At 58.7% G+C, this 12,720-nt stretch carries 9 protein-coding genes; 2 read left to right on the top strand and 7 right to left on the bottom strand.

The window, feature by feature from the left end:
- The first annotated feature begins 69 nt into the window (after nucleotides 1–69).
- Both acpH and AC0TNG_RS12300 read left to right on the top strand, forming a co-directional pair.
- On the top strand, nucleotides 70–651 hold the full coding sequence (acpH, locus tag AC0TNG_RS12305; protein ID WP_024906800.1) for an ACP phosphodiesterase: 582 nt from the start codon (nucleotides 70–72) through the stop codon (nucleotides 649–651).
- 127 nt (nucleotides 652–778) lie between these two features.
- Nucleotides 779–1,381, top strand: coding sequence for a peroxiredoxin (locus tag AC0TNG_RS12300; protein WP_008503347.1), 603 nt, complete (start codon nucleotides 779–781; stop codon nucleotides 1,379–1,381).
- Between the two features lie 43 nt (nucleotides 1,382–1,424).
- Here the strand turns inward: AC0TNG_RS12300 and AC0TNG_RS12295 are convergent, their stop codons facing one another.
- The 7 genes from AC0TNG_RS12295 to phoB form a co-directional block, all read right to left on the bottom strand.
- Nucleotides 1,425–2,810 (bottom strand): DUF3999 domain-containing protein, encoded by a 1,386-nt coding sequence (locus tag AC0TNG_RS12295; protein WP_024906799.1) that lies wholly within the window; start codon nucleotides 2,808–2,810, stop codon nucleotides 1,425–1,427.
- Nucleotides 2,807–5,422, bottom strand: a complete 2,616-nt coding sequence (locus AC0TNG_RS12290; RefSeq protein ID WP_417926946.1) for a DUF2339 domain-containing protein — start codon at nucleotides 5,420–5,422, stop codon at nucleotides 2,807–2,809. Before AC0TNG_RS12290 ends, AC0TNG_RS12295 begins: the two co-directional genes overlap by 4 nt.
- Before the next feature lie 88 nt (nucleotides 5,423–5,510).
- Complete coding sequence (gene malZ / locus AC0TNG_RS12285) at nucleotides 5,511–7,328, bottom strand: maltodextrin glucosidase (RefSeq protein WP_024906797.1); 1,818 nt, start codon at nucleotides 7,326–7,328, stop codon at nucleotides 5,511–5,513.
- A 162-nt stretch (nucleotides 7,329–7,490) separates the two neighbouring features.
- Nucleotides 7,491–8,864, bottom strand: coding sequence for a proline-specific permease ProY (gene proY / locus AC0TNG_RS12280; protein ID WP_024906796.1), 1,374 nt, complete (start codon nucleotides 8,862–8,864; stop codon nucleotides 7,491–7,493).
- An 81-nt stretch (nucleotides 8,865–8,945) separates the two neighbouring features.
- Nucleotides 8,946–10,265 carry a branched-chain amino acid transporter carrier protein BrnQ gene (brnQ, locus tag AC0TNG_RS12275; RefSeq protein ID WP_024906795.1) on the bottom strand — a complete coding sequence of 440 codons (1,320 nt, stop codon included), beginning with the start codon at nucleotides 10,263–10,265 and terminating at the stop codon, nucleotides 8,946–8,948.
- A gap of 409 nt (nucleotides 10,266–10,674) precedes the next feature.
- Entirely contained in the window at nucleotides 10,675–11,970 is a 1,296-nt protein-coding gene (gene phoR / locus AC0TNG_RS12270; RefSeq protein WP_023310544.1) for a phosphate regulon sensor histidine kinase PhoR, read from the bottom strand.
- A gap of 21 nt (nucleotides 11,971–11,991) precedes the next feature.
- Entirely contained in the window at nucleotides 11,992–12,681 is a 690-nt protein-coding gene (gene phoB, locus AC0TNG_RS12265) for a phosphate response regulator transcription factor PhoB (protein WP_008503265.1), read from the bottom strand.
- Between the last annotated feature and the right edge of the window lie 39 nt (nucleotides 12,682–12,720).

Here is a 12,720-nt window from a genome sequence, read left to right as displayed (position 1 = left end):
CAGGCGGCATAGTCTAGTGCTCACACCCTTTTGCTGCAACAACTAGCCGCCCCCGGACAAATAAAACGCATGAATTTTCTCGCTCACCTGCATCTCGCGCACCTTGCTGACAGCTCCCTCTCGGGCAATTTGCTGGCCGATTTCGTACGCGGTAATCCCGCAGAAGACTACTCCCCTGAGGTTGTCGACGGGATTTTTATGCACCGCCGCATCGACGTGCTGACGGATAAGCTGCCGGAAGTGACGGAAGCCAAAGCCTGGTTCCGCCCGGAAACGCGCCGCGTTGCCCCGATCACGCTCGACGTGATGTGGGATCACTTCCTGTCGCGCCACTGGGAACAGCTGTCACCGGAGATGCCGCTGCCGGCGTTTGTGCGCTATGCCCACCAGCAGGTGTCGATTATTCTGCCCGACTCGCCGCCGCGCTTTGTGAATCTGAATAACTATCTGTGGTCGGAACGCTGGCTGGAGCGCTATCGCGAGATGGACTTCATCCAGAACGTGTTGAATGGGATGGCGAGCCGTCGCCCGCGCCTGGATGCGCTGCGGGATTCCTGGTATGACCTGGATGAACATTACGATGCGCTGGAGACCCGATTCTGGCAGTTTTACCCGCGCATGATGGCGCAGGCGAAAAACAAACAACTTTAATGGAGATTGGATTGATAGGTAAAAGCTGGCGGAACGATTGTCACCACCTCTTTGTCTTATCCATGAACACTCTCTATACTGGCTCGCGTTGCGTTCCAAATAACCTTAGTATCTACAGGAGAATCATATGGTTCTGGTAACTCGTCCGGCTCCGGATTTTACAGCTGCAGCAGTTCTGGGCAACGGTGAAATCGTTGAAAACTTCAACTTCAAACAGCACACCAACGGTAAAGCGACCGTTCTGTTCTTCTGGCCAATGGACTTCACTTTCGTTTGCCCGTCTGAGCTGATCGCTTTCGACAAACGTTATGAAGAATTCCAGAAGCGTGGCGTGGAAGTTGTTGGCGTCTCCTTCGACTCTGAATTTGTACACAACGCATGGCGTAACACCCCTGTCGACAAAGGCGGCATCGGTGCGGTGAAATACGCAATGGTTGCGGACATCAAACGCGAAATCCAGCAGGCTTACGGTATCGAACATCCGGACGCTGGCGTTGCGCTGCGCGGTTCCTTCCTGATCGACGCGAACGGCATCGTTCGTCACCAGGTTGTGAACGATCTGCCGCTGGGTCGTAACATCGACGAAATGCTGCGCATGGTTGACGCGCTGCAGTTCCACGAAGAGCACGGCGAAGTGTGCCCGGCTCAGTGGGAAAAAGGTAAAGAAGGTATGGCTGCTTCCCCAGACGGCGTGGCTAAATACCTGTCTGAGAACGTATCCAGCCTGTAATCGGCACGGTTTACGAGAAAGGCCCGCTTATGCGGGCCTTTTTTTATGCCTTACGCTGCGTTTCACGCCAGATGCGCCAGGCCATTCCCGCCAGCAGAAGCACGCCCGCAATCAGCACGCCCCACACCAGCAGGGCGTTCATCCAGCTCGCCCGATCGACCGCAGAGGTGGCGGTCAGACGCCCCTCGCCGCCTAACGCAACGTCATCCACAATGTCGGCCTGCGGCAGGTTCGCCATAGCATAGGTCTTGCGCAGGTCGGCTGGGATCAGCATGCCGGGCTCCACGCTGGCAGGCTTTGCGGCACCGTTGCCCCAGGCGAGCACATACGGCGCTTTCCCCTGGGCGTTAAACACCAGATCGTAGCGGTCGCGATGTCCCGTGACGCTCGGCAGGTATTCTGGCAGACGCGCATTCAGCGTCGTGATTTTCACTGCCTGCACCAGGCCCCCGTTAAGCGAAACCGGTGGCGACGTTTTTCCCTCAAGACGGTAAAGGACCTCTTTTTTCAGGGGGTGCCATGCGTCTTTTTCCGTACTCCGCCACGCTATCTCCACGGGAAGGACGCCATCACCGTTCAGTGAGATGCTGACAGCACTCAGCGGCTGCGGGCGCGCCCAGCGCCACTGCGCTTCGCTTGTCGATAGCTGCTCCCCTTCCCCCTCAAGCTCGACCGCTTCCGGGATCGCCTGGGCAGGTGCGATGATTGCGTTAACGCCGGTCAAGGTTATCCCCTGGCTCTGCGCGTTCAGCACCACCATGAGATAGCGATTCGCATCGGGAGATAAAACCGTATCGGTATCGATCCGATCGAGCTTAAGACGATCCTGGCCGCTGACGGCGTCAAGCAATGGCATATCCTCGCGCAGGGTATACCAGCGCTTAAGATCCTCGCTGTAATAGACCGACGCCGTTCCCTGCCACGGCGTCTGAGGAGAATTCCAGAGCAGCTGCAGCTGGGATATGGCCATCTCCCCCGTAGCCTGCTCCGGCAGGGTCAGCAGATAATGTTGCCCGGCTGCGGCGGCTTTTTGCCCCTCCAGCACAATCTCAACGCCGTTTCCGGAGCGGAGCAGGATCTTATCGCTATCACCGGATCCTTGCGAAGCCGCAAGCGGCGAGGCATCCAGCGGGAAGAGGCGCAGCGCCGTGGATTGCACTGACGCCTGCGGACGCGTCGCGCTGACCAGGCTGAAGGGAACCGGCTCGCCCGACTGGTTAAAGACGCGGACATCATGCAGATCTGGCGACGTGCTTTGCTCATAGACGGCGAGCGGCAGCATCACCCGATACCACTGGGAAGGAACAGACGTATCAAGTGAAAGACCAAAAGCATAGTCCCGGGGCGATTCCGTTTGTCCCTCGTCGCAAAATGCCGGGCCGGAAAGCGCCAGCAGCGCGGTACACGCTACCGCTTTCATCCATTTCATTTTTCATCTCCTGTTTTGGGCGGTAGCGGTGAGAAATACCCCACAATCAGAACCAGTATCGCCACGCCGATAAACGCTACCGCGCGCGACAAACCGCCTCCGCCCGCGCTGTCCACCAGCATCAGTTTAACCATTACCACACCCAGCAACGCGGCACCGCAGAGCCACTCCTGCCGGGAAGCCCGACGGGTGGCATGGATCATGACCACCAGCGCGCTCAGCATCCAGAACAGGGCAAAACTGGTCTGGATAAGCCGCGAATCCCACAGCGATGCCATATTCCAGGCCACGTCGCCGTACCAGGCCAGGGCGCGCATCAGCGCACCGTTAAGCCACCAGAAGCCAAACGCCATGAGCGCGACGGCAGGCCACGGGCGCGCTTGCGCAAGCCACGCCGGGTAGTAGCGATCCACCGCCCGATAAAAGACGACCAGCCCCAGCAACGCGAACGCAGCACCTTCCTCAAGCGGGTTCACCAGCGGCAGCCAGGTCTGACGATAGACCACGCCGTCCTGGAAATTGGTCACCACCAGCAATACCAGCAGCGCCACGACTACAGGAATCGGTGCCAGGCAGGCGTAGAGCGCAGGCCACTCCCGGAACGGCCACACGCGACGCCGTACCGCAGCAGAGAGCGCCATAATCACCCCGCCGCCTGCGGCCATCGCTAAACCGCTACCCCAGGCCGCCATGCCCCAGGGCAGAGACCGGGCAAACCAGTAAAGCTCGGCGGCCAGCGCCAGTAAAATCATCCAGAAGAGCGACAAATGCAGCCCCATTGCGATGCGTGGCAGGAGTCTTTCACCGTCGCGCCGCAGCAGTACCAGCGCGGCAGGAAGCGCAACGCACCAGGCCAGATTTGACCAGCCAGCGGAGACGATCTGCTGGTGCCAGAGCTGATAGCCCACCATCAGCAGCATAATCGGCCACAGCAGCCATTTGCTGGCATCCAGTTCCCGCCACGCCAGACGAGCGGCCACCTGCCGCCAGCCCCAGACCGACGCCGCCGTCAGCGCCAGCACGCCCGCCAGAATCGGTAATTCCTTCGTCAGCGCCAGCCGCGCTGCGCCCAATAGCGCCACGAGCCAGAACAGCAGCCCGCCAGCCAGCAGCGCCCAGCTGACCGGCAGGAAGAGAGTCCGCCACAGCCAGCCAGCCGCCAGCCAGCAAAGGCTGAGGATGGCGAAGATCAGCAGCAGACTCAGCGACGTAACGCCGTTCGTTTGTGCCCACAGCGCGCTGCCGAGCGCCAGCACCAGCAGCACCGTCCCGCTATAGCTCATGCGACGCTGGTGCTGCTGCACGCCCAGCCAGAGGATACCCAGCCCTTCCAGCGCCCAGGCCATCGCCGTCCAGCGCGCTGACAGCGCCAGCGGAATCGCGAGCGTCGCGAACCCGCCGCCGATGGCCAGCGCCGCCATGACCAGCGGTCGTCCGAGGGAGGGATAGCGCCGCAGCGCAAGGAACGCGAGGGTAAGATAAAATGCGCCGTATCCCAGCGCACTCAGGGCCGGGCCATATTCCCAGTGCCGGGTCATGCCGTACTGCATCCCAAAACCGATCAGCGGCGGGGCAAACAGCAGCACGCCGTCAATAATCTGCTTCCCTTTCTCCTGCGCCCGCAGCGACAGCGCCACGCTCAGGACGCCGAATATCAGCGTATTGGCAATCAGGAACAGCTGGCAGATCCAATAGTCTTCAGGCTGGTAGTCACTCAGCCCCCACAGGCCGCCGACGCCGAACGTGAACAGCAGCCCAAGCAGGTTCAGCTCGCGCCAGTGTTGCCAGATGCTGATAGCGAGAATGCCGATAGACAGCAGGAGATAGAAAGAGAACAGCGCGACAAAGCTGCCGCCCCCGGTAGACAAGAGCAGCGGCGCAAGATAGCCGCCGAGGCTCGCCAGCATGGCAAGGCTCAGTGCCTTCTGCAGCACCGCCAGCCCGACGCTCGCCGCGCAAATCACCACCAGCAGCGCAAAGGCCAGCGTCATCGGCAACATTTGCCAGAGCCGGAAGGCGCCAAACACCGTCAGGTAGAGCACGCCGGTCGCCCCGCCCTGGAGGATCAGCGCATAGACGCGCTGCCTGTGCCGCAGCCGCCACCCGACAGCCAGCAGAACGATGGCAAACAGCGCCGTTGCCACGAGGCGCAGCTCAAGCGGGAACAGGGAATGTTCCACGGTATAGCGCAGCAGGAATGAAAGACCAAGGAAAAGCAGCAGGATCCCAAGCTTCGCCAGCGGATTACCCTGCATAAACCAGCGTACCAGCGACGTCAGGATGCCGCCAAAGGCAGAAGGTTGTTTTGCCGCAGGCGCCGGGGCCGGGGCAGGTTCTGCCACGGCAGCGGGAGTATCGGGGCGCCAGGGGTCGACAGGCGCGGGAGCGTCCTCAACCACCGGCGCGGTCACAGGCGACGGCGCCGTGGTCTGCACCGGCTCCGGCGCGTCCTCAGGCACGCCGCGCTGCTCAAGCGCCTCAATGCGCTGGCGCAGCCGGGCAATCTCCTGTCGCGCCGCCGTACTTCGATTAAAGCCTATAACCGCAAGCACGGGTGCCACCACCAGCGCAAATACCAGGAACAAACAGCCAAGGATGTAAAGCTCGTCCATGTTTCCACCTTCACCGTAAACGATCCGTTAAGATTGACACAAATCGTTGCATTTGCGCCATCTTAAAAGGTGGAAACATTAGCAGGTCTTAGCTGCCGGACCAGATCGTTGCGGATACCGCAGGCAGCGCCAGCACGCCGTCCTGTATCGTCGCCTTGCCCTCTTTATTCTTCCACATAACCACCTTCAGCAGCGGTGAATCATCCAGCACCACTTCGCAGGCCTCGCCCCGGTTGATGGCCACCAGCACGCGCTGCTGGTTATAAACGCGAGCAAATACCACCACGTTATCGTGGGCGTACAGCACCTGACAGCCGCCGTAGCGCAGGGCGAGACTCTGCTTACGCAGCTTTGCCAGCCGCTGATACAGGCTGAACAGCACCTTGTCCTGTTTCGCTGGCTCCCACGGGAAAGTTTTGCGGCAGAACGGATCGTTGTTGCCGTCCAGCCCCACCTCGTCTCCGTAGTAGATGCACGGTACGCCCGGCCAGGTGAAGAGCCAGGTCACCGCCAGCGGCAGACGCGCGACATCCTTGCCCAGCAGGGATTTAAAGCGCGCGGTATCGTGGCTATCGAGCTGGTTAAACATCCGCAGCTGCTGCTGATGCGACAGGCCGGCGCGGTAGTTCTCCATCCACGCCATGCAGGTTTCAGCGTCGATATGATTCGGATCGTAGGAGATATCGGTGTTAGCGAGGAATCCCCACAGCGGGAAGGTAAAGCCGCGATAGTTCATCGCCGCATCTTCCGCATCGTTCTGCAGCCACTGGCGCGCGTCGCCAAAGTGCTCGCCAAAGACGAACGCCTCCGGCTGGGCTACTTTTGCCGAGCGCGTAATCCCGGCGACGTGCTGAAGGTTATTCCGCGCCCCGCCCGCTTCGCCGAGCATATGCACCACGTCCAGGCGCCAGCCGTCCATATTCCACGGCGCCTTCAGCCAGTGACGCACGATGCTGTCTTCCCCGCCGTAAATCTCGTTCACAAGCGTTGGCGACTGGAAATCCAGCTTCGGGAGGCTCGGGTAGCCCAGCCAGTCCAGCGCACGGCCCTCCTCGTTAAAGCTGTACCAGTCGCGCTGCGGCGAATCCGGGTTATGACATGCCCCGCCCATCGACTGATTATGACGGTCAAACCAGGCGTGTGAATCTCCGCTGTGGTTGAACACGCCGTCAAGAATGAGGCGCATGCCTTCGTTTTGGGTGTTCTTACGCAGGCGCAGCAGCGCCTCGTCACCGCCAAACTGCGCGTCAACGTGGCGATAATCTTCGGTATCGTATTTGTGTACGCTCGGGGCCTTAAACACCGGGTTGAGATACAGCGCCGTCACGCCCAGTTTTTTCAGGTACGGCAGCTTTTCGCTGATACCGTCGAGATCGCCGCCATAAAACGTCGATCCGCCAGCCTGCGCGGTTAATGGCTCGTCCCACGCTTTCAGGATAATGTCATGGCCCGCCGCATGATGGTGATAGACCTTATCCTGGTCGGCAGTGCGTTTTTCGCTGCGCGCAAAACGGTCCGGGAAAATCTGGTAAAAGACCTGGTCGTTAACCCACTGCGGGCCGTTATCCGGATAATCGACCGCAAACTGCTCCAGCCGTGCGGGCGGGAAACGGCTAAACCCCTGCGGGGTAAACCACAGCTGGCGGTTATTCCACAGCAGTTTGAAGCTGTAGCGGCGGCGCGGCTGCCCGCGGCTCAGGTCGATATTCGCCCGCCAGGCGGTGATCCCCGGCTGCGGCTGGCTGCGCAGCTTGTGCATTTTCAGCCCGGTCTCTTCGTTATCGATTTCGGCGCGGAGCGTCACGCGTTCAGGCTGATTTTCCCCCGCCAGCCAGAGCGTAATCACAAGGTTGTCTTTGTTTTGCTTAACAAATGGGGCAACCGGAAGGTGCCAGGCGTTTAACATCACGAATCCCCTTTGATGAAATTGACGTCACCTTGCCACAGGGTGGTTAAGGATAGCTCATCACGATCGGGATTATTGGGGGAGGAGAAAGGAGGAGGAGGCATCAGTGCGGCCTGATGCCCACCCCCCAACCCTCTCCCACAGGGAGAGGGAGAAAAAAGATTACTGCGCTTCTGCCAGCTGACGGTCGCGACGGCATTTAAACACCCAGCCCACCAGCAGCAGGACGATCCACGCGCAGCCCACGTACAGGGAAATGCGGGTATCCGGATGGTAGCCAATCAGGGCAATGATAAACACCAGGAAGATCAGCCCGACGACGGTCGTCGCAACGCCGCCCGGTACTTTGAACTTCAGCGCTTTCGCCTCATCCGGCGTCAGGCGACGGCGGAAGGCAATCTGCGACAGCAGGATCATGATCCACACCCACACCGTCGCGAAGGTCGCCAGCGATGCAATCACCAGGAAGACGTTCTCCGGCATGATGTAGTTCAGGTAAACCGAGAACAGCAGCGCCACGGTCATGACCACGACGGTCACCCACGGCGTGCCGCGGCGTGAGGTTTTGGCGAACACCTTCGGCGCACTGCCCTGCTCCGCCATGCCGTGCAGCATACGGCCCACGCCAAAGACGTCACTGTTGATCGCGGAGAGCGACGCGGTCAGCACCACAAAGTTCAGAATGCTGGCGGCAAACGCAATCCCCATGTGCTGGAAGGTCAGAACAAACGGGCTACCGTTGGTGCCCACCTGGTTCCACGGGTAAATGGACATGATCACAAACAGGGTGCCCACATAGAACACCAGAATACGCATTGGCACCGAGTTGATGGCGCGCGGAATAGACTTCTCCGGGTCTTTCGCTTCCCCGGCGGTAATACCGATAATCTCGATACCGCCGTAGGCGAACATGACCATCTGGAGCGACATGACCATGCCGAGCCAGCCGTTGCTGAAGAAGCCGCCGTTGCTCCAGAGGTTATGGATGCCGGTCGGCTGCCCGCCGTTGCCGATTCCCCAGATGATGATGCCAAAACCGGCCACAATCATGATGATGATGGTGGCGACCTTGAAGAAGGAGAACCAGAACTCCAGCTCGCCGAACACCTTTACGCTCATCAGGTTGACGGCGCAAATGATCAGCACCACGCTCAGCACCCATATCCAGTGCGGCACCGCCGGGAACCAGACGCCCATATAGATGCCAAACGCCGTCACGTCGGCAATCGCCACGATCAGGATTTCAAAGCAGTAGGTCCAGCCGGTGATAAACCCGGCCAGCGGGCCGAGGTTTTCCTGCGCGTAGCGGGAGAATGAGCTGGCAGACGGGTTGTGAACCGACATTTCGCCGAGGGCGCGCATGATGATATACGCCGCCACGCCGCCGATGATGTACGCCAGCAGCACGCTGGGACCGGCCATTTTGATGGCATCTGCCGAGCCATAAAAAAGACCGGTGCCGATAGCAGAGCCCAGCGCCATAAAGCGGATGTGGCGCGTGCTCAATCCACGTTTAAGTTTGTTAGTGCTTTCCATTTAAATCTTGCCATTCAACACGAAAAAAACAAAAAACCACGGGGCCTTAAGCCCCGTGGTTAAACAGTTTGTTGCCGTTGATTAATGGGCGTTCGATGCGACCTGACGCCCTGCAGCACGGTCCCAGATAATGGCCAGAACCAGTGCAACAACGGTAGGCATCAGCCAGGCCAGACCCTGCTCGGACAGCGGCAGACGCTGTGTCCATGCCGGCAGTATGTGCGCGAAAGCTGATGCTTTAATCCCGTCAAGGATACCAAAAATCAGGCTGATAAACATGGCTGGCGCAATAATTCGTGAAGAGTTGTTCCACCACGGGCGAGTAAAGCTCAACACCACCAGCACGATGCACGGCGGATAAATCGCCGTCAGCACCGGAATAGAGACCTGAATCAGGTGGCTCAGACCGAGGTTTGACACCGCCATAGAGAAGATGCCGAGGATAAACACCAGGGTGCGGTAAGAGAGCGGCAGATACTGTGCAAAGAACTCTGCGCAGGCGCAGGTCAGGCCAACCGCGGTGACCAGACAGGCCAGGAAGATGAGCGCCGCCAGCAGCATACTGCCCGCACCGCCGAAGGTGTGCTGAACGTAGGCGTGCAGGATAGCCGCACCGTTGGCGTTCTGATCGACCAGCATGGCGCTGTCGGAACCCAGACGGAACAGTGCCAGATACAGCAGCGTCAGACCCACACCGGCCATCAGGCCAGCCCAGATGGTATAGCGGGTCAGCAGACGCGCTTCGGTCACACCGCGGGAACGCGCGGCGTTAACGATAACGATACCAAACACCATGGCGCCCAGCGTATCCATCGTCAGGTAGCCGTTCACAAAGCCGTTAGAGAACGCGGCGTTTTTATAGGCATCCATCGCATCGCTAATCGGGCCCGCTGGCCAGACGATGGCCGCTACCGCCAGAACAATCAGCGCCACAATTTTGAGCGGAGCCAGGAAGTTACCCACGGTATCCAACAGTTTGCCCGGATAGAGGGAAACCAGAATCACGATCGCGAAGTAGATCAGGCTGTAGATAAACAGCGGCATCGCGCCGTCACCGGTCAGAGGAGCAATCCCCACTTCAAAGGAAACGGTCGCCGTACGCGGGGTCGCAAACAGCGGGCCCACGGCCAGATAGCAGACGGTTGCCAGCAGAACGCCCGCCACTTTACCAATCGGGGTGCTAAGGCTATCCACACCGCCACCGACTTTCGCCAGCGCGACGACGGTGAGAACCGGCAGACCCACGGCAGTAATCAGGAAACCAAACGCGGCGGTCCAGACGTGTTCACCCGCCTGTAAGCCAACCATTGGAGGGAAAATGATGTTGCCTGCGCCAACGAACAGCGCAAATGTCATAAAGCCCAGCGCGATGATGTCACGCGATTTTAAGTGATGGGTCATAAAACCTTACTGCCTGTGGATGTGGTGTTGAAAACATTGAGATTTTCGATATCCCTGACGGGACGATACAGCCGAAAATTTGCTCAATTTCAGCGGGAAATGCTCCCGTCCTGGCGTGGAGAAGAATAGTTTTTCGATTTACCACGCAAATACAGTCGGTCTGACAGTATCTGGGGCGCAATTTAAACGCTTATAACGTTTAAAGGCAAGGTGGGATCGCAAAACCAGAACAATATGCCAGCATGAAAATACACGTTAGAATAATACGCTGTTTATAAGAAAAACCCATGGCTAATCATGCGAACAAAAAACAGACAGCCGTATAAAATTCATCCGCGTTTCGCTTGACTGCAAAGCAAACGGGCCAGCGATGGCTGACCCGTGGAAAGGTAAAATGACACGCCTGCCGTCAGGCGATCTTTTTGGCAATTAATCGTTCCGGAATAACGAAACTGAAACGGGTTCCTTTACCCAGCGTACTCTGAATATCGAGACGGCTTTCGTGGTGATTCACCGCGTGTTTCACAATTGCCAGCCCCAGGCCGCTTCCGCCCGTCTGCCGGGATCGCGCTTTATCCACACGGTAAAAGCGCTCGGTCAGACGCGGAATATGCTCCGGCGCGATCCCCGGCCCATTGTCTTCCACGCTAAACTCCGCCCCCGTTGGGGCATGGTGCCAGCGCACCACGATATTTGTCCCCTCAGGCGTATGATTCACCGCGTTATACACCAGGTTGGAAATAGCGCTACGCAGTTCATCTTCGCTGCCCAGCACCTTCAGCGTATTGTCGACCTCAAAGGTCAGGTGATGCTTTTTGTGGCTTAACGTCTGCGCTTCACGCTCCACGACCCGCAGCATCATCGGGACATCAATGGTGTCATTTAGTGCCAGCGTTGGCGCCGCTTCAATCTTCGAGAGCGTCAGCAGCTGCTTCACCAGCCCTTCCATCCGGTGCGTTTGCTCGCGCATGGTGTGCAGCGCTTTTTCACGCGGCGCGCCTTCCAGCGTTTGCTCCTGCATCATCTCCAGGTAGCCCTGCAGCACGGTCAACGGGGTTCGCAGTTCGTGACTGACGTTGGCGAAGAAGTTGCGACGCGCCCCTTCCAGCTGGTGCATTTGGGTAACATCGCGCGCCACCATCAGCCACTGCTTATCGCTGTAGGGCATCACGCGGATCTCCAGATGGCGACCATTATTGAGCTTCAGATTGTGCGGACGGGTAAAATCACGCTTTTTCAGGTACAGCGTAAACTCGGGATAGCGCAGAAGGTTGAGGATATTTTGACCGTTGTCATCCGGCCAGCGCAGGCCCAGCAGCTGTTGCGCCAGGCCGTTACACCAGAAGATCGTCCCTTCTTCGGTCGTCAGAATCACGGCATCCGGCAGCGACTCTGCACCGCTGCGGAAACGCTTAATCAGGCTTCCCAGCTCGCGGCGACGCTTTTTATTACGCATCTGCATCTGATGCAGACCGTACAGCAGCGGCTCCCAGCTGCCGCTTCCCGGCGGCGGCGTCATACTTCGGTCAACCCACAGCCACCAGGAGAGGCGCAGCAGGTTCCAGAAATGCCAGATCAGCAGCCCGGTGACCGACGCCAGCAGAAACCACGGCAGGTGTCCAAGAAAGGCCCCAAGAAGGAAGGCCGGAATACAGCATAAGATCAGTTCAAAGACGAGCCTTTTCCATGACAGACGTTCCAGCACGCGTCACACTCCTGTCATTGTTCAGAAACGGGTAGAAAAACGATAACCCGTGCCGCGGACCGTCTGCACCATGCGATCGTGGCCGCTCAGTTCCAGTGCTTTTCGCAGGCGGCGAATATGTACGTCAACCGTCCGGTCTTCGACATACACGTTAGTTCCCCAGACGTTATTCAGCAACTGCTCGCGGCTGTACACGCGTTCCGGGTGGGTCATAAAGAAGTGCAGGAGTTTAAATTCGGTAGGCCCCATGTCGAGGGGATTTTCACCGGTCATCACGCGGTGTGAGGTGGGATCAAGGCTCAGCCCCTGCATCTCAATCACCTCTTCCACCGCCATCGGCGAAATACGGCGCATCACGGCTTTAATGCGGGCGACCAGCTCTTTTGGGGAGAACGGTTTGGTAATGTAATCGTCCGCGCCGGTCTCAAGACCGCGCACGCGATCCTCTTCTTCTCCGCGCGCCGTGAGCATCACAACCGGGATGTCGCGGGTCAGCGCTTCACGCTTCAGGTGTTTGATAAACTGCAGTCCGGAGCCGCCAGGCAACATCCAGTCCAGCAGAATCAGATCGGGCCAGGGTTCATTCAGCTGGTTCACTGCGCTGTCATAATCTTCCGCTTCAACCGGCTGGAAACCGTTTTGCTCGAGCACGAAGCACACCATTTCACGAATTGGAGCTTCATCTTCTACGACCAGAATACGTCTCGCCATACTTTGCCCTGTCTTATCTTATTTAAGTTACAAGTTTGT

The organism is Enterobacter sp. PL_is514, from assembly GCF_055816715.1.
This window is presented reverse-complemented; position numbering and strand designations above follow the sequence as displayed.

Coding starts and splice junctions, on each gene's coding strand:
- acpH (WP_024906800.1), top strand. CDS start 70: ATGAATTTTCTCGCTCACCTGCATCTCGCGCACCTTGCTGACAGCTCC.
- AC0TNG_RS12300 (WP_008503347.1), top strand. CDS start 779: ATGGTTCTGGTAACTCGTCCGGCTCCGGATTTTACAGCTGCAGCAGTT.
- AC0TNG_RS12295 (WP_024906799.1), bottom strand. CDS start 2,810: ATGAAATGGATGAAAGCGGTAGCGTGTACCGCGCTGCTGGCGCTTTCC.
- AC0TNG_RS12290 (WP_417926946.1), bottom strand. CDS start 5,422: ATGGACGAGCTTTACATCCTTGGCTGTTTGTTCCTGGTATTTGCGCTG.
- malZ (WP_024906797.1), bottom strand. CDS start 7,328: ATGTTAAACGCCTGGCACCTTCCGGTTGCCCCATTTGTTAAGCAAAAC.
- proY (WP_024906796.1), bottom strand. CDS start 8,864: ATGGAAAGCACTAACAAACTTAAACGTGGATTGAGCACGCGCCACATC.
- brnQ (WP_024906795.1), bottom strand. CDS start 10,265: ATGACCCATCACTTAAAATCGCGTGACATCATCGCGCTGGGCTTTATG.
- phoB (WP_008503265.1), bottom strand. CDS start 12,681: ATGGCGAGACGTATTCTGGTCGTAGAAGATGAAGCTCCAATTCGTGAA.